Raw genomic sequence first — 20265 nt, 5'->3', positions numbered from 1 at the left:
TTTAGAGGAATAAYGATGGCTACAGGTAAGATCGTTCAGATCATCGGTGCGGTAGTCGACGTAGAGTTTCCACAAGACGCAGTACCTCAGGTATATGATGCGTTGAATGTGAAACGTGAAGGCGAGCGTCTGGTGCTGGAAGTTCAGCAGCAGCTAGGTGGTGGCGTAGTCCGTGCCATTGCTATGGGCTCATCTGATGGTCTACGTCGTGGAATCGAAGTAGAAAATACAGGTAAATCAATCGAAGTCCCTGTGGGTGAAGAAACCCTCGGCCGTATCGTCAACGTGCTGGGTGATGCGATTGATGAGCGTGGCGATATCGGTGAGAAAGWGCGTTACTCTATCCACCGTGAAGCGCCAAGCTACGAAGAACAGTCAAGYGCGACTGAGCTTTTGGAAACGGGTGTAAAGGTTATCGACCTTATCTGTCCGTTTGCGAAAGGCGGTAAAATCGGTCTGTTTGGTGGTGCGGGTGTCGGTAAGACCGTTAACATGATGGAGCTTATCAACAACATCGCACTGCAACACTCAGGTCTGTCTGTATTCGCTGGTGTAGGTGAGCGTACTCGTGAGGGTAACGACTTCTACTACGAGATGCAGGAAGCGGGTGTTGTAAACATTGAGAAGCCCGAAGAGTCAAAAGTGGCCATGGTATATGGTCAGATGAACGAGCCACCAGGTAACCGCCTGCGTGTTGCACTGACCGGTTTGACCATGGCGGAAAAATTCCGTGATGACGGCCGTGACGTACTGCTGTTCATCGATAACATCTATCGTTATACCCTTGCCGGTACCGAAGTATCTGCMCTGTTGGGTCGTATGCCATCGGCAGTAGGTTACCAGCCAACACTGGCTGAAGAGATGGGTGTGCTGCAAGAGCGTATTACCTCAACCCGTACCGGTTCTATCACCTCGGTACAGGCGGTTTACGTGCCTGCGGATGACTTGACTGACCCGTCACCAGCAACCACGTTTGCTCACTTGGATGCAACCGTTGTTCTGTCACGTAACATCGCGTCTATGGGTATGTACCCAGCGATCGACCCATTGGACTCAACATCGCGTATGTTGGACCCATTGGTGGTTGGTCAGGACCACTATGATGTGGCACGTGGCGTACAGTCTGTGCTTCAGCGCTATAAAGAGCTGAAAGACATCATTGCCATCCTGGGTATGGACGAGTTGTCTGAAGACGACAAACTGACCGTTGCACGTGCACGTAAGATTGAGCGCTTCTTGACGCAGCCTTACCACGTTGCAGAAGTCTTCACCGGCCAACCAGGTGTCTATGTTTCGCTGAAAGATACCATTGCAAGCTTCAAAGGCCTGCTCAGTGGTGAGTACGACGATATCCCAGAACAGGCATTCCTGTACTGCGGTAACATCGACGAAGTGCTCGAAAAAGCGAAAAACCTGTAAGGCTTGAGTAGGAGGCGATATGGCAGCGATAACCTTCCATCTGGATGTGGTCAGCGCAGAGCGACAATTGTTCTCTGGCCGTGCCGAGCACATTCAGGTGACCGGTAGCGAAGGTGAACTGGGTATTCACGCAGGACACACACCGCTGCTGACCGCTATCACGCCTGGTATGGTTCGCATCGTCAAACTAGGCGGTAGCGAAGAGATCATTTATCTTTCTGGCGGTACCCTTGAAGTACAGCCTGGCACAGTGACTGTGTTGGCTGATACGGCAATTCGGGGTGAAGAGCTAGACCAAGCCAAGGCAGAAGAAGCGAAGCGCCGCGCTGAGGAGCGAATCCATAATCAGCACGGTGACATCGACTTTGCTCAGGCGGCCAGTGACCTGGCTAAGGCGATTGCGAAGCTTCGAGTGATCGAGCTGACCAAGCATAAGCGTTAATCAGGCGCTCACGGTGAAATAAAAGCGACGCGTTGGCGTCGCTTTTTTATTGCCTGTACAAGTGTACTTTTTCGGCGCGATTCGCTCGCAAGCCAAAACGCGTTACACTAAGCGCAATATCATAGACAACTCATCTCTCTTATCACGGAAAGACTATGCAATACAGTGCAGTAATTCTTGCGGCCGGAAAAGGCACGCGTATGTATTCTAATACTCCCAAAGTGCTTCATACTCTCGCCGGTAAACCTATGGTGAAACATGTGATTGACACTTGCCAAGGGCTAGGCGCCGCGTCGATTCATCTGGTTTATGGTCATGGTGGCGATACTATGAAGCAGGTGCTTGCTGATAGCGATGTGAACTGGTGTTTGCAAGCAGAGCAATTGGGGACTGGTCATGCGGTACAGCAGGCGGCGCCGCATTTTCGTGATGATGAGCAGGTTTTGGTGCTGTATGGCGACGTGCCTTTGATTTCAGAGCAAACCTTAACCCGTTTGCTTGAAGGACAGCCTGAAGGCGGGATTGGTCTATTAACGGTGCATCAAAACGATCCGACTGGCTACGGCCGTATTGTGCGTGAAAATGGGGAAGTGGTCGCGATTGTTGAGCAAAAAGATGCCACTGATAGCCAGCTTGCCATCACTGAAATCAATACCGGTGTGCTGGTGGCGACTGGACGTGACTTGCGTCATTGGTTATCGCAGCTTGATAACAATAACGCGCAAGGTGAGTTTTATCTCACCGATGTGATTGCACTTGCACATCAACAAGGCCGCACGATTCAAGCTGTGCACCCTGTGAATGCGATTGAAGTTGAAGGGGTCAATAATCGCCTGCAACTTTCACGCCTTGWGCGGGAATATCAAAAAATGCAGGCTGAACAGTTATTGCTTAGTGGCGTGATGCTCATCGACCCTACGCGCTTTGATTTGCGTGGCCAACTGCAATGTGGGCTGGATGTCACCATTGACGCCAACGTGATCATCGAAGGCAATGTCACCCTAGGGGATAACGTAACCATCGGTGCTGGCAGTGTGCTGATTGATTGTGAGATTGATGACAATACATTAGTGCGCCCGTACAGCGTCATTGAAGGGGCCAGCGTTGGTGAAGCGTGCACAGTCGGTCCGTTTACGCGGTTGCGTCCGGGGGCCGAACTGGCTCGCGATGCGCATGTCGGCAACTTTGTGGAAATGAAAAAGTCTCGCTTAGGGGAAGGGTCGAAAGCCAATCACCTGACTTATCTGGGTGATACAGAGGTAGGGCGCGGCGTGAATATTGGTGCTGGGGTGATCACCTGCAATTACGATGGCGCCAATAAACATAAAACCGTGATTAAAGACAATGCCTTTATCGGCTCGGACTCTCAGCTGGTGGCACCTGTGGTGATTGGCGAAGGAGTGACCGTTGGAGCGGGTAGTACCATCAGCAAAGATGTCTCCGATGGTCAACTTATCATCACTCGCGCCAAACCAAGGACAATTGAGGCTTGGCAACGGCCGAAAAAACAGTAAAATCACTGTCTGTTGAGCGCGTATCAACGGCTTTTTCACGCAAGCGGCTAAAACTTGCGCGGTTGGTAAAATCAGGTGTTGACTCCCGATAAAAACCAGCCTAGTATACGCGCCTCAGTTGGGGTATCGCCAAGCGGTAAGGCAACGGGTTTTGATCCCGTCATTCCCAGGTTCGAATCCTGGTACCCCAGCCAACGCGTCCGTAGCYCAGCTGGATAGAGTACCTGGCTACGAACCAGGCGGTCGGAGGTTCGAATCCTCCCGGACGCGCCATCTTTCTTCAACTACCATGAAGTGAGATGAACAACTTGGAATGCGGAAGTGGCGGAATTGGTAGACGCACCAGATTTAGGTTCTGGCGCCGCAAGGTGTGAGAGTTCAAGTCTCTCCTTCCGCACCATTATTTGAAAGCATGTGGCGTAAAGCGGCATGACTAAGTTGGGGTATCGCCAAGCGGTAAGGCAACGGGTTTTGATCCCGTCATTCCCAGGTTCGAATCCTGGTACCCCAGCCACTTTAGGTTGGCTACGTAGCTCAGTTGGTTAGAGCACATCACTCATAATGATGGGGTCACAGGTTCGAATCCCGTCGTAGCCACCATTCTTTCCGATTTGTCGCCAAAAGCGGGAAATCACACCGGTTTGCGGCGGTGGCGGAATTGGTAGACGCGCTAGCTTCAGGTGCTAGTGTCCGAAAGGACGTGAGGGTTCAAGTCCCTCCCCCCGCACCAAGACAATTGGTACTCAGCCCGCCCGCTGAGCTATCATAAAAATATGCGGAAGTGGCGGAATTGGTAGACGCACCAGATTTAGGTTCTGGCGCCGCAAGGTGTGAGAGTTCAAGTCTCTCCTTCCGCACCATCTTAAAAGCCCATCAGCTGTTGCTGGTGGGCTTTTTTGTTATTTCTTGTTTATCTGCTTATTTCTCGTCACTTTTTGTGTTCTTTTCTTGATCTTTGATGTGTTTTCACTACCATAAGTTTCGAAACGAAAGTTGATAGGTTACATGTCGAAACGAAACACGCAACAGCGTCGTCATACCATCGTTACCTTGCTTACCGAGCAGGGCAGCGTCAGCGTTGACGAACTCTCTCAACGCTTTGAAACGTCAGAAGTGACTATCCGTAAGGATCTTGCCGAGCTAGAAAAAAATGGCTTGTTGCTGCGCCGTTATGGCGGAGCGGTGCCTGTGCCGCAAGAAATGGTCTCGGAACAAGCCGTCAAAGTTTCGAAACAAAAGCAAAGCATCGCCGATGCCGCCGCTGCGCGCATTCGGGACCACAACCGTATTGTGGTCGACAGTGGCACGACCACCGCCGCTTTGATCCCTTTATTGGATAAAAAGCGTGGCCTAGTGGTGATGACTAACTCACTCCAGGTGGCCAATGCCATTCGTGAACTCGAACACGAGCCAACGCTGCTGATGACGGGCGGCACTTGGGATACCCATTCTGAATCGTTTCAAGGCCAAGTGGCTGAACAAACCTTACGTGCGTACGACTTTGACCAGCTTTTTGTGGGCGCTGACGGCATTGATGTGGCGCGCGGGACGACCACCTTTAACGAGATGACGGGCCTGACTCGGGTGATGGCGGAAGTCGCGCGAGAGGTGGTGGTGATGATCGAGTCTGAAAAAATTGGCCGTCGGATCCCTAACTTGGAGCTTGCGTGGTCCAGTATCGACACCTTGATCACTGATAATGCGTTGGATGAAGACACTCGGCGCGCGATAGAACAAACCGGCACAGACGTTATCTGTGTAGACAATGTATAAGGACTCACTATGTGTGGAATTGTAGGCGCTGTGGCGCAGCGTGATGTGGCAGAAATTCTGGTTGAAGGCTTACGTCGCTTAGAATATCGCGGATACGACTCAGCAGGGGTCGCCATTACCGATACAACGAGCGGGCAGATGACGCGTTTACGCCGACTGGGTAAAGTAGCGGCGCTTGCGGACGCAGTGGCTGACGCCAACCCTGCGGGAGGCACAGGGATTGCGCACACGCGCTGGGCAACGCACGGTGAGCCAAGCGAAGCCAATGCGCACCCACACATGTCTGGTGATGATATTGCCATTGTGCATAACGGCATTATCGAAAATCACCACAGCTTGCGCGAACAATTGCAAGCGCGTGGTTATCAATTCCACTCCCAAACCGATACCGAAGTGATTGCTCACCTCGTTGATTGGGAGCGTCGTCAATGTGGCGATCTCCTCGCCGCCTTCCAGCGCACGGTCAGTCAGCTTGAAGGCGCGTATGGCACTGTGGTGATGGATAAAAACCAACCTGAGCGTTTGATTGCGGCTCGTTCAGGCAGCCCGTTGGTGATTGGCCTGGGTGTGGGAGAAAACTTTCTCGCCTCTGATCAGCTAGCGCTGCTCAATGTCACTCGTCGCTTTATCTACCTTGAAGAGGGCGATGTGGCGGATATTAGTCGTCGTGAAGTGGTGATTTACAACCAAGAAGGTACGCCGGTTGAGCGAGAGGTGCATGAAGCAAGCGCCCAGTACGACGCGGCGGACAAAGGCCAGTATCGCCATTACATGCAAAAAGAGATTTACGAGCAACCGACTGCGCTTACCAATACCATGGAAGGGCGTTTGGGCAACGATCACGTGATTGTGGATGCGATTGGTAACGGTGCTAGCGATATTCTTGCTAAAGCGCAGCATATTCAAATTATTGCCTGTGGCACCTCCTATAATGCGGGCATGGTGGCGCGTTATTGGTTTGAATCGCTGGCAGGGATAAGCTGTGATGTGGAAATCGCGTCAGAGTTTCGCTATCGCCAGTTTGTCACCCGTCCGAACAGTGTACTGATCACCTTATCGCAGTCTGGTGAGACCGCAGATACGCTAGCAGCGCTGCGTTTGGCCAAAGAGCGTGGCTATATGGCCACCATGACCATCTGCAACGTGGCGGGCTCCTCGTTGGTACGTGAATCCGATCTGGCCTTTATGACGCGCGCGGGCGCAGAAATCGGTGTTGCATCGACCAAGGCGTTCACCACCCAGCTTTCTGCCCTGCTGATGCTGGTCACTGCACTGGGTAAAATGCAGGGCACCATCGGATACGAAAAAGAGCGTGAGATTGTCGATGCCTTGCATCATCTGCCTTCAAGCATCGAGCAAGCGCTGACCTTTGATAAAGCCATTGAACAACTGGCGGAAGACTTTGCTGACAAGCATCACTCACTGTTCTTAGGGCGTGGTGAGTTTTATCCGATTGCCGTAGAAGCTGCGCTAAAGCTAAAAGAAATCTCTTATATTCACGCTGAGGCCTATGCCGCTGGTGAGCTAAAGCACGGCCCACTGGCGCTGATTGATGCCGATATGCCAGTGATTGTGATTGCTCCGAATAATGAGCTGTTGGAAAAGCTTAAATCCAATATCGAAGAAGTCCGCGCTCGTGGTGGTCAACTGTATGTGTTTGCCGATCAAGATGCCGGCTTTACACCAGAAGAGGGGATGAACATTATCGCCATGCCACACGTGGATGACATCATCGCTCCTGTGTTYTACACCATCCCGATGCAGCAATTGTCGTATCATGTGGCCTTGATTAAAGGCACGGACGTCGACCAACCTCGTAACCTTGCGAAAGCCGTTACTGTAGAGTAAGCCTGCCTAACATTCACCACGCTCTGACTAGGAGCGTGGTTGATCTTTTATCAATTACTGCCGTTTTGCTACAAAAATGCGATCTGCAGTGACACATTTTGCAAAATGCAAATCATTTTGCACTCAATCTCAGACATCCCGCCTGAAAATACAAACAGAACGCTATTCTATACCATAAGTTTATGATTTTTATTGCTTTTACTCCTGCCTAATAACTTGGCCTGCATTGTGCATAGTCGATGGACAAGTACCAACATTGATAAGTTGTAGAGAGGAAGCAATGATTGACTCTAAAAACCAAGTCGCTAAGCGCATCAAAGAAGCCCGTGAGTGGAAAGGGATCACTCAAGTAAAAATGGCCAAGCTACTCAATGTCGCACGCCAAACTTACTTGGATATTGAAAATGGTAAAACCGAACCGCGTGTGCGCATGTTGTCGAACATCGCTGAGCTGACTGAGCGCCCATTAGTTTGGTTTGTGTATGGCGATGAAGACGTCGAGATGCACGATGTGCAGTACAAGCAAGATGTGAACCGCTTGTTGGAGCACTTCTCTCGTTTACCGCATGAAGCACGTACGGCGATCTTGAACCAGAGCGTGAACATGGCCTCATTCTTGGTGAACTATTCTAAGGCCGCACAGCGTGCCTAAAGGCCTGCCTGCCTGATTAGATATGCGGGTAAGTGCCTGCTTACTGAGGTAGGCATCAGCAGCGTAGCATCACACTATCGATGACAACGCCCATGATAGGCCCGCCGAGCCATGCATAATGCAAGGTCGGTGATGTGACGGGAACCGATGTTTAAACGGCCCGGGTAACAGAGATGAGGCATGGACCATGGTGATTTCGACAGCGAGCATGGCGCAACGGATCCGTGAAGCACGGGAATTCAGTAAAATAACCCAAGTAGACATGGCGAAGCGTTTGAATGTGGCGCGCCAAACCTACTTGGATGTGGAGTCGGGAAAGACCGATCCTAAGATTCTCGCGCTCATCACGATTGCAGAGATCACTGGTCGCCCATTTAATTGGTTTATTTATGGTGAAACAGACGAGCGAGATATTGCCTTCTCTCACCGCGATGATTTAGCGGCATTGACCAGTCTGTTAAGCCAGTTGCCTCAAGTGGCGCGCCAAACGGTGATGGATAACGCCTTATCGATTGCCGAGTATCTGGTATCACTCTCGCCAGATAAGCGCGCTTAACCTCTGTTATCGGCCCGGCACCCCCTGTCGGGCCTTTTTGTATTATTCGCTTAACGGCGAGAGAGAAAGAAGCGATAGGCTGGATTAGCCGTTTCGTCCTTCCACGCATAACCCAGTTCACGCAAATGGGCGGTAAACGCGAGTAAGTCCTGCTCGCCAAGTTCAAACCCACATAGCACACGGCCATAATCTGAGCCATGGTTGCGGTAGTTGAATAAGCTAATGTTCCAGTGAGTGCCCAAGGTTTGCAAGAAGTGCAGTAATGCCCCGGGGTATTCCGGAAACTCAAAGCTATACAGGCGCTCGTTAAGCGGCACCGAGGGTCGCCCACCAATCATGTAGCGTACGTGTACCTTGGCCATCTCATCGTCAGATAAGTCCTCGACCGGATAACCGGCTTGGCGCAAATCATGCAGAATACTGTCGAGCTCTTCTTGCCCGCCCAGTAAACGTACCCCAACAAAAATATTGGCCAATTGGTCGTCGCCATAGCGATAGTTAAATTCGGTAACCGCGCGGCCACCGAGAATATCGCAAAACTGTAAAAATGCACCGGTTTGCTCGGGGATGGTCACCGCCAGTAGGCCTTCACGTTTCTCCCCCAGTTCAGCACGCTCAGACACGTAGCGTAGTGAGTGGAAGTTGGTGTTGGCGCCCGACAGTACCGCCCCCAATTGCTTGTTTTGTAGTTGGTGCTTGTCGACATAATGCTTGAGACCAGCGAGTGCCAAGGCACCTGACGGTTCAGAGATCGCGCGCGTGTCTTCGAAAATATCTTGTACGGCAGCACAAATCGCATCACTGGAGACGGTAATACTGTCGTCTAGGTATTGCTGACACAGTCGAAATGATTCGTCACCAATCCGTTTAACCGCCACCCCATCGGCAAAAGTTCCCACCCGCTCTAAGGTGACGGGAAAGCCTGCATCCAAGGCGGCACGCAGACACGCCGAGTCTTCCGCCTCCACTCCGATTACCTTGATATTGGGCATAAGCTGCTTGATAAGCACCGCCACACCGGCAGCAATACCACCTCCGCCGACCGGGACAAAAATGTAATCAAGGTGGCTGTTTTGTTGCACCAGCTCCAGCCCGATCGTGCCTTGTCCGGCAATGACCTGCGGATGATCAAAAGGGGGCACAAAGGTATARCCGTGTTSGTCGGCCAGCGCTTGTGCTTTGCTTTTCGCTTCATCAAAGTTATTGCCGTGTAGGACCACATTCCCCCCAAAGCCTTTAACGGCTTCAACTTTGATGGCGGGAGTGGTGCGGGGCATGACAATGGTGGCTTTGATACCCAGTTTACTGCCGGACAGGGCGACACCTTGGGCGTGGTTACCCGCTGATGCAGCGATCACGCCCGCTTTTTTCTGCGCCTCTGTCAGCTGCGCCATCATGTTATGCGCGCCGCGTAGCTTAAATGAGTGCACGGGCTGCCGGTCTTCACGTTTGAGCTGAACCTGATTACCTAAGCGTTCAGAGAGTCGCTTCATGGCCTGAAGTGGCGAGACAGTCGCCACTTCATAGACAGGCGCACGTAAAATATTCCTTAAGTAATCCGGGCCATCCATGGGGTGTTCGGGTGACGTTTGCGCCTGTTGCATGGTTACTCCTCCAACTTACTGCGATCGCGCACTGCACCCTTATCGGCACTGGTGGCGAGACTGGCATACGCTTTTAGCGCATAGGAGACTTGGCGTTGGCGGTCTTTAGGCTTCCAACCGCGAGCGTTCACCTCAGCACGGCGGGTGGCGAGGGTGGCTTCATCCACCAGCAGGCTGATTTCGCGGCTAGGAATATCGATACGAATCCGATCGCCATCTTCGACTAAGGCGATGGTGCCGCCATTGGCTGCTTCGGGCGAAACATGGCCGATGGACAGCCCAGATGTCCCCCCAGAGAAACGACCATCGGTGAGCAGGGCACAGGATTTACCCAATCCCATCGATTTTAAGTAGGTGGTCGGATACAGCATTTCTTGCATACCTGGGCCACCTTTCGGGCCTTCATAGCGGATCACCACCACATCACCCGCTTTCACTTTGCCACCTAAAATGGCATCTACCGCGCTGTCTTGGCTTTCAAACACCACCGCGGGGCCTTCAAAGGTCAGTATGCTTTCATCCACCCCTGCGGTTTTGACGATGCAGCCGTTCAAGGCGATGTTGCCTTGTAGCACGGCAAGCCCGCCATCTTGACTAAAGGCGTATTCATGGGCACGAATACACCCGGATTGGCGATCATCATCCAGGGTATCCCAACGGCAACGTTGCGAGAACGCTTGGGTGGTGCGGATGCCTGCGGGGCCGGCGCGATAAAAAGACTTCACGTCCTCATCATCGGTTTGCATGATGTCATACTGGGCGAGCTGTTCCTCGAGGCTCATCCCCAGCACGGTTTGTTGTTTGACATTGAGCAGGTTCGCGCGCTGTAGCTCCCCAAGAATGCCCATCACACCCCCAGCACGGTGCACATCTTCCATGTGATATTGCTGGGTTGACGGCGCGACTTTGCAAAGGTGAGGTACTTGGCGAGACATGCGATCGATGTCATCCATATCAAAATCAATTTCGCCTTCTTGCGCGGCGGCCAGCAGGTGTAAGACCGTATTGGTGGACCCACCCATGGCAATATCCAGCGCCATAGCATTTTCAAATGAGGCACGGTTGGCGATATTGCGTGGCAAGATGCTGTCATCGTCCTGCTCGTAGTAGCGTTTGGTCAGACCCACAATGCGTTTGCCGGCGTTGATGAACAATTGCTCACGGTCGGCATGGGTGGCGAGCATGGAACCATTACCCGGCTGGCTCAGCCCCAGCGCTTCGGTCAAACAGTTCATCGAGTTGGCGGTAAACATACCAGAGCACGAGCCACAGGTTGGGCAGGCGGAGCGTTCGATTTGCTCGCTTTGCTCATCGGAGACGTCGGGATTGGCGCCTTGCATCATGGCATCGACCAAATCGAGCTTGAGGATTTGATCGGACAGTTTGGTTTTGCCCGCTTCCATCGGGCCGCCCGACACAAAGATCACCGGGATATTCAGGCGCATAGCGGCCATCAGCATGCCCGGAGTGATCTTGTCGCAGTTGGAAATACACACCATGGCGTCGGCACAGTGCGCGTTGACCATGTACTCCACGGAATCGGCAATGATCTCGCGAGAAGGCAACGAGTAGAGCATGCCGCCGTGACCCATAGCGATACCGTCATCGACCGCGATGGTATTGAACTCTTTGGCGATACCGCCGGCTTGCTCGATTTCTTTCGCCACCAGCTGGCCCATGTCTTTGAGATGGACATGACCGGGAACAAACTGGGTAAAGGAGTTCACCACGGCAATAATGGGTTTGCCAAAGTCGTCATCTTTGACGCCAGTGGCGCGCCATAACGCGCGCGCCCCTGCCATGTTGCGACCGTGGGTGGTAGTAGCGGAACGATAGGTTGGCATAATTACGGCTCCTTTGCCTTTATTCGCTGTGCTGAGGGTTTACGGGGTCAAGCCAGCCCCATTTGTCGTCGGTGGTGCCATCAAACAAGCCGAAAAAGGCTTGTTGTAACGCGGCGGTGATCGGGCCTCGTTGGCCTTCGCCGACCGTGATCTGATCGACGCTGCGTACGGGAACAATCTCGGCCGCGGTGCCAGTCATAAACACCTCATCGGCCAGATAAAGCGCTTCGCGTGCAATCGGCTCTTCGCGCACGGTGTAGCCCTGTTCTTTTGCAAGGGTGATGATCGAATCACGGGTGATCCCAGGCAAAATCGCGCTGGTGGCGGGTGGTGTACTGATCACGCCATTTTTGATCACAAAGAGGTTTTCCCCCGCGCCTTCGGATAAAAAGCCGCGTACGTCCAGAGCAATCCCTTCGGCGTAACCATGGCGGCGAGCTTCGCCTCCTACCAGTAGGGAGGATAAATAGTTTCCGCCGGCTTTAGCTGCGGTGGGGATGGTGTTTGGGGCGGCGCGGTTCCAGCTTGAGATCATCGCATCCACGCCTTGGGCCAGTGCATCTTCACCGAGGTAGCTGCCCCAACTGAACGCGGCAATGATGACATCCATTTCTGTATCTACAGGCGGACAAACGCCTAAACCCACGTTACCCACAAAGCCTAACGGACGGATATACGCCGAGCGCAGTTGATTAACACGCAGGGTTTCGCGGCATCCTTCCATTAGGGCATCGACACTAAAGGGGATCGGGAAGCGGTAGATTTTGGCTGAGTCTTTTAAGCGCTGCATATGCTCACGATGGCGAAAGACCACCGGGCCGTTTGGGGTGTCGTAACAACGGATCCCCTCAAAGACGGAGGTACCATAATGCATCGCGTGAGTCAGTACGTGCACAGTGGCATCCTGCCAAGCGATCATTTCACCGTTAGACCAAATGTAATCAGCGGTATTTGTCGACATGTTATTTTCCTTTTTTATGCGCGTAGGGAATGTGATTGGGTTGAGGGTGTGAGTACCTCAACCACGTCCCATAGCTTAGTCAGTTGTGGTCGCAAGGTCTCGATCGCGCGTTGGCTTTCGACGGTCACGTCAAAGATTACCTCGCCCGCCGCTGTGGGCATGGAGACATTGAGCTGACGCACGGTAAAACCACGGTGACGGATCACGCGCAAGATGCGCTCCAACAATTCTGGACTGTGGGTAGCATGAATCGAAAATTGGTGTTGTGTCATCAGCTTTGCTCCATCATTTGTTGGTTGGCCGCACCGGGTGGCACCAGCGGCCAAACATTTTCCATTTCATCGATAGCAACGTGTAGCAAGTAAGGACCGGGATGGCCCATCATCATGGTCAGCCCAGCATGTATTTCTTCTTTGCAGCGGATACGGTGTCCCGGTATGTCAAAGGCGCGCGCTAAGGTGAGAAAATCAGGGTTGTCAGATAAATTGGTCTCGCTGTAGCGCTGATCAAAAAAGAGCTGTTGCCACTGGCGCACCATGCCTAAGCGTTGATTGTCGAGCAGGATGATTTTCACGCCGATGCCTCGGCGTTTTAAGGTACCAAGCTCTTGGATATTCATCATAAATGAGCCATCACCGGTCACCAGCACCACCTCATCGTGGGGGCGAGCGATCTTCGCACCCATCGCGGCGGGCAAACCAAACCCCATGGTGCCAAGTCCTGCCGAGGTCAATAGGTTTTCGGGCTCGCTAGGCGTCACATGCTGGGCGACCCACATTTGATGTTGACCGACATCGGTGGCGATCACGGTTTGCGCCGGCATGCTGTCTGATAAGGTTTTCAGTAGCGCGGGCGCATAAATGGCATCGCCGGGATGGTCGTAACGCCATGCATGCTGCTGTTGCCAGTGGTGTACTTGCTCTTGCCATGCCGGTGAGGTGTTGGGCGTGGCGAGCTTGGGTAAGACGGTATTCAGCTCAGCGCAAACCGGCGCTTGTGCGCGGCGCAGCTTGTTTAATTCTGCGGCATCAATATCCACATGCACTACCTTTGCGTGAGGAGCAAAGGTATCGAGCTTCCCGGTGACGCGATCATCAAAACGGGCCCCGACGGCAATCAACAAATCACATTGTTGTACCGCAAGGTTGGCGGCTTTGGTGCCGTGCATACCCAACATGCCTAAATAGTGCGGATAGTCTTTGTTAACGGTGCCTAGCCCTTTGAGGGTACTGACAACGGGCATTTGACTGCGAGTAAGATAGTCACGAAGCGCCGCCGTTGCTTTGCCTAACACCACGCCACCACCGACATACAGCATAGGACGCTCGCTTTTTTGGATAAGCGCATTGGCATGTTCGAGCGCGACAGCATCTAGAGGGATGCCAGTGGGCGCAGGCACTGAGGCTTCTCGGGGCGCAGGGATCAGCGCTTGTTGTACGTCTTTAGCAATATCGACTAACACAGGCCCCGGGCGGCCTGATTGTGCCACGACGAACGCCTTTTCGAGCGTGGCGGTAAGGTCTGCGGGGTCTGTGACCAAAAAGCTATGTTTGGTACAGGCCAAAGACAAACCTAAGACATCAATTTCTTGGAAAGCATCCGTGCCGATTAATGGGCTGGCCACTTGGCCTGTGATGGCGACCACTGGGACGGAGTCCATCATGGCATCAGCCAATCCGGTGATCAGATTCGTCGCGCCGGGGCCAGAGGTCGCTAGGCATACGCCGGGACGCCCGCTAGCACGAGCATAACCGATGGCGGCCATGGCAGCGCCTTGTTCATGGCGACATAAAATGTGTTCGACGCCGCCGTCGTATAGCGCATCATAGACTGGCATGATGGCRCCRCCYGGATAMCCAAATACSGTYTCAACGCCTTGCTTAYGTAAGGCTTCCACAACCCATTGTGCACCTGTCATCSTCGYCCCTCCCCGWATGAACRGGGAGGGCAGGYGKGCGAATRRTCRGTSTCTGCGCTCTCCATTTTTGCTGCTTCCGTTTTTGTGTGGCTTGACCACATGAATGAAAAAAGCCCCCGAACCTGGTTGGGTGCGGGGGCTTGGTTGCGATGTTTGCTGCTGTGTTTCGCGTACCTACACCCCTCGCGGTAGAATGACCACGATAAGGCGAATAATGAGGACGGTAGCGAAGTTTGGCATTTGTCTGTCTTTTCTTGTCGTTAGTCGCCCATTTTTGGGCGTTTTGTTAATTATGTTTTTGTTTGCGCCTGCTTGTTACAGGTCAGTCACGAACTCGATCTGGCGCCGAGTCTCATGTTTAATTGTTGTGCATTTGTAGTGGTATCACAGACCTCACTCGCATGACAAGAAAAAATTACTCTGAATCACAAATTCTCTCGTCACCATAAGCGCAAGGTTTCATAGTAATAGCAGGATAGAGTCATGGCGCTAGCGATTGTGCATAGTCGAGCGTGTGTCGGGGTAGAGGCTCCCAATGTGACGGTTGAAGTTCACATTTCCAATGGATTGCCAGGGTTTGCGCTGGTGGGGTTACCGGAAACCACGGTCAAAGAAGCGCGTGATCGGGTCAGAAGTGCCATTGTGACCTCCAATTTTGAATTTCCGTCACGGCGTATTACCGTCAATTTGGCACCGGCGGATTTACCGAAAGAAGGTGGGCGTTTTGATTTGCCCATCGCGCTTGGCATTTTGGTCGCCTCAGGGCAAATTCCAGCGAAACGGCTGCATGAATTTGAGTTTCTTGGTGAGCTGGCGTTATCCGGGCAGTTGCGTCCCGTCAAAGGGGCATTACCGGCGGCGCTTGCCAGTCAAAAAGCGCAGCGAGCGCTCGTGGTCCCTGATGATAACGCTAGCCAAGTGGCGTTGGTGGACAGCGAGCGCCATGTGTCAGCGCCCGATTTAATCGCAGTGTGTCAGCACTTAGCTGGCCAACAGAGTTTGCAGCTTAACGCGACACCTCATGGTGATACAACGCCGGCGCCAACCCGCTGCTTACGTGACATCATCGGTCAGCAGCAAGGCAAACGCGCGCTAGAAATCGCCGCCAGTGGTTCACATAATCTGCTTTTTGTTGGCCCGCCCGGAACGGGAAAAACCATGTTAGCGTCGCGCTTGTGCGACTTGCTTCCTCCCATGAACGACGAAGAAGCGTTAGCCTCCGCCGCGGTCACTTCATTAACCCAGCAACCTTTACATGAGGGAAACTGGCGTCAGCGACCGTTTCGAAGTCCTCATCACTCTAGCTCTATGGCGGCACTGGTCGGGGGCGGAACGGTCCCGCGTCCCGGGGAGATCTCATTGGCGCACCAAGGGGTGCTGTTTTTGGATGAAATGCCAGAGTTTGAGCGTCGTGTGCTTGATGCGCTCCGCGAGCCGCTGGAGTCGGGTGAAATTATTATCTCGCGTGCTAACGGTAAAACCCGTTTCCCCGCGCGTTTTCAGTTGATTGGCGCATTAAACCCGAGCCCGACAGGCCATCATGAGGGCGAACTAGCGCGCTCTAACCCACAGCAAGTATTGCGCTATTTGGCGCGTTTATCTGGCCCTTTGCTGGATAGGTTTGATATGTCGATTGAGATCCCGGCACTGCCGCGCGGGATGTTATCGAGCGGCGGCGACCGCGGTGAATCAACCGCAAAGGTGCGGGCGAGAGTCGCGTGTGCCCSTGCGCGTATGTTGGCGAGGCAAGGGAAAGTGAATGCGTTACTCAGCAATCGCGAAATGGAGGAATATTGTCGGCTTGCGCAGGTGGATGCTGCGTTTCTCGAGCAGGCATTGCATCGATTAGGACTATCGGTACGGGCATACCATAGGATCATTAAAGTGGCGAGGACGATTGCCGATCTGGCCGAAGCGGAGGCGATAAGCCGCCCTCATCTTGCCGAGGCCTTAGGGTATCGGGCGATGGATGGCTTACTTCGCCATCTCAACGCCCAAGTCAGTTGATTACTTCTGGCTTAACAGGAAGTTAATCAGCTGGAAGTACTCTTCCGGGGTTTCGACGGTTTTCGGTGTCACGTGATATTTACCGTTCACGATCACCGCAGGCACGCCGCGTAGGCCGGCTTTTTCAAAAGATTGATCAAATCGTTTGGCCATCGAGTTGGCGGCAAAGCTGTTGTAAGCCGAATCGAACTCTTTGCCATCGACGCCGTTGTCGACAAACATTTGGCGAACGTCATCTAGCGACTTGGGCGCATTTTGGGCCACATGAATACGGTCAAAAATCACCGGGATCATGGTGTCTTCAACGTTTAAGACCACGGCGGTTGCATAGGCACGTGTGACCACTTCACCCATGTTGCCGCCCATGAAAGAAACGTGATTTTTTACCACTTTGGCATTGTCTGGCACTTGTTGCTTCAACTGCTGCACCAGTGGCTCAAATTGGAAGCAGTGCGGACAATAAAACGAGAAGAACTCGGTTACCGTTGGGGTGTCGGTCGCTGCGGTATCTAGAATTTGATAATCCTCGCCCGCTTTGAAGCGGCCGGGTTTGGCGGCGGGGACGTCGATCGCTTCTGCTGGCTCAGTTTGGGTTTGAGTTTGCGTCGTGGCCTGTTGGCTTGTCGACTCGACGGTTTCAGGCTCAGAGCAGGCCGCAAGGCCGAGTACGAGCAAGATAGGAAGCAGTTTTTTCAGCWTCATTGAATGACTCTCCGTTATCGGTTGAACGCTTACGGGTACAAGGTAAGCGATGGCGCTTGTAAGGCGGCAAGCTGCTCTTTAAAAGCAAGCACCTGACTTTCCCAGTATTTTGCCTCAGCAAACCAGGGGAATGCACGTGGAAATGCCGGGTCTTGCCAGCGTTTTGCTAACCACGCCATATAGTGCACCATTCTCAGACCACGTAAGGGCTCGATCAGTTGCAATTGGTCAGCGGGAAATTCACTAAACTCACGATAGCCTTCGGCAAGGGTATCAAGTTGGGCCAGCTGATCGGCACGGCTGCCGTTTAAAAACAGCCACAGATCTTGAATCGCGGGGCCATTGCGGGTGTCGTCAAAGTCGACAAATAACGGGCCATCGCGCCATAGAATATTGCTCGGGTGGCAGTCGCCATGCAAACGGATAATCGGCCAGTTGGTGTGCCATCTTTCGCTAATGGCATCGATCAGTCGGTCAAGATCGGAGAAAAAGGTCGATTTAATCCCATCGGGGATCAGGCTCGCACGGGTCAATGCTTGGCGAGGTTGGTAGAGGTGGGTGTCGAGATCAAATCGCGCACGTGCCTGAAAAGGTCGAGCGGCACCGACTTGGTGAATACGGCCAAGATAGCGGCCAACCGCTTCGAGCTGGTCCCAGTTGTCGACTTCAAAGTTGCGCCCACCCACGCTGGGAAACAATGCAAAACGGTAGCCGTTGAAATGAAACAAGCTGGTCCCGTCGAGAACGAGTGGGGCGACGACGGGAACCTCCGCGTCGACTAACTCTTGGCAAAACGCGTGTTCTTCAAGAATTTGCTCGTCTGTCCAACGCGCAGGACGATAAAACTTCACCACGTAGCGCTTGCTATCATCGGCAACAAATTGGTAAACCCGATTCTCGTAGCTGTTCAGTGCAAGTAAACCCGATTGTGGGTAAATCCCTACCGACTCAATGGCATCCAGTTGATGCTCAGGGGTGAGGGCGTGAAAATCAAAGCCAGGTTCAGTCATGGTTTGCTACTCATTCAGCACAGAAGTGTCATGGTAACAAATAAAAAGGGCGCTGCATGCGCCCTTGTTACCAATCAGCTGAGTGGCTGATTAAAGGTCTGTAATAAAGCGGCTTTCCGCTTGGACCTCTTTTTGTTTGTCGCCCGATGCACGCTCCATGACAAAAGTGATGTCAGCAATGCGTTGGGTCATCTCGTAGGTGTCTACGCCTAAACTGATGGGCAGTGAGAACACTTCTCCCGCTTGCACTTTAACGGTTTGTGGGCCGTACCATTGCACGTCTTTTAGCCCTTTCACCGAGAGGGTATAGGTTTCATCACTTTGGGTCTTATTGAGGATTTTCAGCGTGTAAGTATTCTCAATCAGCCCTTGATTGTTGACGCGATACAGCTGGTTACGGTCACGAATGACATCCAATTCCATGGGCATCACGGACATGGCTAAGTAGATAAACATAGCCGTGACAATGGTCATAACGACGCCATAACCGACCAGTTTGGGTCGCATAACTGCCGTCTTCTTCCCTTCAAGCTTATGCTCGGTGGTATAGCTTATCAGTCCGCGTTCATAACCCATGCGGTCCATGGTTTGATCACAGGCATCAATACAGGCACCACAGTTGATACATTCATACTGTAGGCCATCGCGAATATCGATGCCGGTTGGGCAGACTTGAACACATAAATTACAGTCAATACAGTCACCCAGCCCCAACTCTTTAGGATCTTTTTTACGTGGACGTGGGCCACGTTTTTCACCCCGTTCGACATCATAGCCGACAATAAAAGTGTCTTTGTCGAACATGGCAGATTGGAAACGTGCATAGGGACACATATGGATACACATAATCGAGCGCATCCATCCCGCATTTCCGTAAGTACAGGCGGCAAAGAAAATCACCCAAAAACCGACCCAGAAACTGGTATCAAAGGTGACTAAGTCCACCGCCAGCTCGCGCATGGGGACAAAATAGCCGACAAAGGTCATGCCCGTAATTAAAGAAATCACCCACCATGCTGCGTGTTTCGCGGTTTTGCGTACGGCTAGCTCAGGCGTCAGTTTTAATGAGTCTTGCTTACGACGCTTGTTGGCGGCGCCTTCGAGCTTTTCTTCAAACCAGATAAACAGGAAGGTCCACACAGTTTGCGGGCAAAGGTATCCGCACCAGACGCGGCCGAGGAAGGTGGTAATAAAAAAGAGTCCGAACGCCCCAAGCATCAACAAGGCTGCCAATAAGGTCAGATCTTGTGGCCAAAGTGTGGTGCCAAAAAAGGTGAACTTCTGGTTGCCGATATCGAGCAAAATCGCTTGGCGTCCTTGATACGGGATCCAAGGAATCGCAAGAAACAGCACCATGAAAAACCAGCCCATGTAGCGGCGCATTTTTTGGTAATAGCCTTTTACCGCGCGTACATAGATGCGATTGCTCGGATTAAAGCGATCGTCGCCCCCTTTATGGGTTTTCGGATTGTATTCTTTTGCGGTCACGTCTTTGACGTCTATCTTTTCTTTGCTCATGACATTGGCGTTCCTTKGGATGTCGAGGCCTTGGTACGTTGCCAGACCCTGTTTATCGTTGTGACGCGTGATTATAGCGTAGCCAGATTCGCGAATACTCTATCAGTGTCATAGTTTGCGAAACAGTCACAAACTAGAACAATTCCAGCTATAACAGCGCTCTATGTGTGCTCCCTGCCTCATTCCGCTTAAGATTGAATACCGCGAGCACGCAAGATAGCGGCTTTGAAGTCCTCTTCGCTGTCTTTTGCCAAGCCGGGAATGGGGGCAGTTTTATCCTCTAGTCGCATTTTGAGTTGATAGATCAAGGTGTCGTCCGAGATGTTATCCAGTCCGTCTTGATGACCAGCCTCTTGGGCAATGACAGTGAGCATCTCGACCAGTGAGCGCTCCGGCGTTTTCTGCCACGACTGATTTAACAGCTCGAGCAGTTCATTGATGCGATGGCAATTCATAGGTGTCCTTTATATGTGGCACGTAAAAAACACCATTTTGCC

At 52.5% G+C, this 20265-nt stretch carries 17 protein-coding genes and 7 tRNA genes; 15 read left to right on the top strand and 9 right to left on the bottom strand.

All coding sequences use genetic code 11. The features are described 5' to 3' along the window. Positions 1 to 15 precede the first annotated feature (15 nt). The 14 genes from atpD (at position 16) to BZG83_RS06845 (ending at position 8204) form a co-directional block, all read left to right on the top strand. Positions 16 to 1419 carry a F0F1 ATP synthase subunit beta gene (atpD, locus tag BZG83_RS06910; RefSeq protein WP_077479884.1) on the top strand — a complete coding sequence of 468 codons (1404 nt, stop codon included), beginning with the start codon at positions 16 to 18 and terminating at the stop codon, positions 1417 to 1419. Positions 1420 to 1438: 19 nt separating this feature from the next. Next, on the top strand, positions 1439 to 1861 hold the full coding sequence (locus BZG83_RS06905) for a F0F1 ATP synthase subunit epsilon (RefSeq protein ID WP_077479883.1): 423 nt from the start codon (positions 1439 to 1441) through the stop codon (positions 1859 to 1861). Between the two features lie 155 nt (positions 1862 to 2016). Then, entirely contained in the window at positions 2017 to 3375 is a 1359-nt protein-coding gene (gene glmU, locus BZG83_RS06900; protein ID WP_077479882.1) for a bifunctional UDP-N-acetylglucosamine diphosphorylase/glucosamine-1-phosphate N-acetyltransferase GlmU, read from the top strand. 119 nt (positions 3376 to 3494) lie between these two features. After that, positions 3495 to 3569 (top strand) — tRNA-Gln (locus BZG83_RS06895). A gap of 2 nt (positions 3570 to 3571) precedes the next feature. Further along, positions 3572 to 3648: transfer RNA gene (locus BZG83_RS06890), tRNA-Arg, on the top strand. A 42-nt stretch (positions 3649 to 3690) separates the two neighbouring features. Continuing rightward, a tRNA-Leu gene (locus tag BZG83_RS06885) sits at positions 3691 to 3775 on the top strand. Between the two features lie 39 nt (positions 3776 to 3814). Then, a tRNA-Gln gene (locus BZG83_RS06880) sits at positions 3815 to 3889 on the top strand. A 9-nt stretch (positions 3890 to 3898) separates the two neighbouring features. After that, positions 3899 to 3975 (top strand) — tRNA-Met (locus BZG83_RS06875). Between the two features lie 43 nt (positions 3976 to 4018). Then, positions 4019 to 4105: transfer RNA gene (locus BZG83_RS06870), tRNA-Leu, on the top strand. A 45-nt stretch (positions 4106 to 4150) separates the two neighbouring features. Further along, positions 4151 to 4235, top strand: a tRNA-Leu gene (locus BZG83_RS06865). A gap of 145 nt (positions 4236 to 4380) precedes the next feature. Then, the gene (locus BZG83_RS06860) at positions 4381 to 5148 is read left to right on the top strand and encodes a DeoR/GlpR family DNA-binding transcription regulator (protein WP_069590699.1); all 768 of its coding nucleotides are present in this window, start codon (positions 4381 to 4383) and stop codon (positions 5146 to 5148) included. Between the two features lie 9 nt (positions 5149 to 5157). Next, entirely contained in the window at positions 5158 to 6996 is a 1839-nt protein-coding gene (gene glmS, locus BZG83_RS06855) for a glutamine--fructose-6-phosphate transaminase (isomerizing) (RefSeq protein ID WP_077479881.1), read from the top strand. A 280-nt stretch (positions 6997 to 7276) separates the two neighbouring features. Continuing rightward, the gene (locus tag BZG83_RS06850; RefSeq protein WP_069588077.1) at positions 7277 to 7648 is read left to right on the top strand and encodes a helix-turn-helix transcriptional regulator; all 372 of its coding nucleotides are present in this window, start codon (positions 7277 to 7279) and stop codon (positions 7646 to 7648) included. Positions 7649 to 7835: 187 nt separating this feature from the next. Beyond that, a complete protein-coding gene (locus tag BZG83_RS06845) occupies positions 7836 to 8204 on the top strand; it encodes a helix-turn-helix domain-containing protein (protein WP_077479880.1) in 369 nt (122 codons plus the stop codon). 50 nt (positions 8205 to 8254) lie between these two features. Here BZG83_RS06845 and ilvA read toward each other — a convergent pair whose 3' ends face one another. The 5 genes from ilvA to ilvG are packed head-to-tail and all read right to left on the bottom strand — an operon-like array spanning position 8255 to position 14531. After that, entirely contained in the window at positions 8255 to 9808 is a 1554-nt protein-coding gene (ilvA, locus tag BZG83_RS06840; RefSeq protein WP_077479879.1) for a threonine ammonia-lyase, biosynthetic, read from the bottom strand. Between the two features lie 2 nt (positions 9809 to 9810). Then, complete coding sequence (ilvD, locus tag BZG83_RS06835; protein ID WP_077479878.1) at positions 9811 to 11652, bottom strand: dihydroxy-acid dehydratase; 1842 nt, start codon at positions 11650 to 11652, stop codon at positions 9811 to 9813. Between the two features lie 19 nt (positions 11653 to 11671). Further along, the gene (ilvE, locus tag BZG83_RS06830; RefSeq protein ID WP_069588071.1) at positions 11672 to 12613 is read right to left on the bottom strand and encodes a branched-chain-amino-acid transaminase; all 942 of its coding nucleotides are present in this window, start codon (positions 12611 to 12613) and stop codon (positions 11672 to 11674) included. Between the two features lie 14 nt (positions 12614 to 12627). Continuing rightward, on the bottom strand, positions 12628 to 12885 hold the full coding sequence (ilvM, locus tag BZG83_RS06825; protein ID WP_069588069.1) for an acetolactate synthase 2 small subunit: 258 nt from the start codon (positions 12883 to 12885) through the stop codon (positions 12628 to 12630). Continuing rightward, positions 12885 to 14531: an acetolactate synthase 2 catalytic subunit gene (gene ilvG / locus BZG83_RS06820; RefSeq protein WP_077479877.1), complete on the bottom strand. Its 1647-nt coding sequence runs from the start codon at positions 14529 to 14531 to the stop codon at positions 12885 to 12887. Before ilvG ends, ilvM begins: the two co-directional genes overlap by 1 nt. A gap of 483 nt (positions 14532 to 15014) precedes the next feature. Between ilvG and BZG83_RS06815 the strand changes: the two genes are divergently transcribed. Continuing rightward, entirely contained in the window at positions 15015 to 16538 is a 1524-nt protein-coding gene (locus tag BZG83_RS06815; protein WP_077479876.1) for a YifB family Mg chelatase-like AAA ATPase, read from the top strand. On the opposite strand, the gene BZG83_RS06810 is transcribed toward BZG83_RS06815, so the two are convergent. The 4 genes from BZG83_RS06810 to BZG83_RS06795 all read right to left on the bottom strand — a co-directional run bounded on the left by BZG83_RS06810 (position 16539) and on the right by BZG83_RS06795 (position 20223). Beyond that, complete coding sequence (locus BZG83_RS06810; RefSeq protein ID WP_077479875.1) at positions 16539 to 17240, bottom strand: thiol:disulfide interchange protein DsbA/DsbL; 702 nt, start codon at positions 17238 to 17240, stop codon at positions 16539 to 16541. It lies immediately after the preceding gene. Between the two features lie 29 nt (positions 17241 to 17269). Next, positions 17270 to 18250 carry a serine/threonine protein kinase gene (locus tag BZG83_RS06805; RefSeq protein ID WP_077479874.1) on the bottom strand — a complete coding sequence of 327 codons (981 nt, stop codon included), beginning with the start codon at positions 18248 to 18250 and terminating at the stop codon, positions 17270 to 17272. 90 nt (positions 18251 to 18340) lie between these two features. Further along, the gene (gene ccoG, locus BZG83_RS06800; protein WP_077479873.1) at positions 18341 to 19768 is read right to left on the bottom strand and encodes a cytochrome c oxidase accessory protein CcoG; all 1428 of its coding nucleotides are present in this window, start codon (positions 19766 to 19768) and stop codon (positions 18341 to 18343) included. Between the two features lie 188 nt (positions 19769 to 19956). Beyond that, a complete protein-coding gene (locus BZG83_RS06795) occupies positions 19957 to 20223 on the bottom strand; it encodes a YihD family protein (protein ID WP_077458097.1) in 267 nt (88 codons plus the stop codon). Between the last annotated feature and the right edge of the window lie 42 nt (positions 20224 to 20265).

Source organism: Salinivibrio sp. PR919, from assembly GCF_001995355.1.
GTDB lineage: Bacteria > Pseudomonadota > Gammaproteobacteria > Enterobacterales > Vibrionaceae > Salinivibrio > Salinivibrio proteolyticus.
The sequence above is the reverse complement of the archived record's forward strand: the minus strand, read 5'-3'. Positions and strand labels throughout refer to the sequence as shown.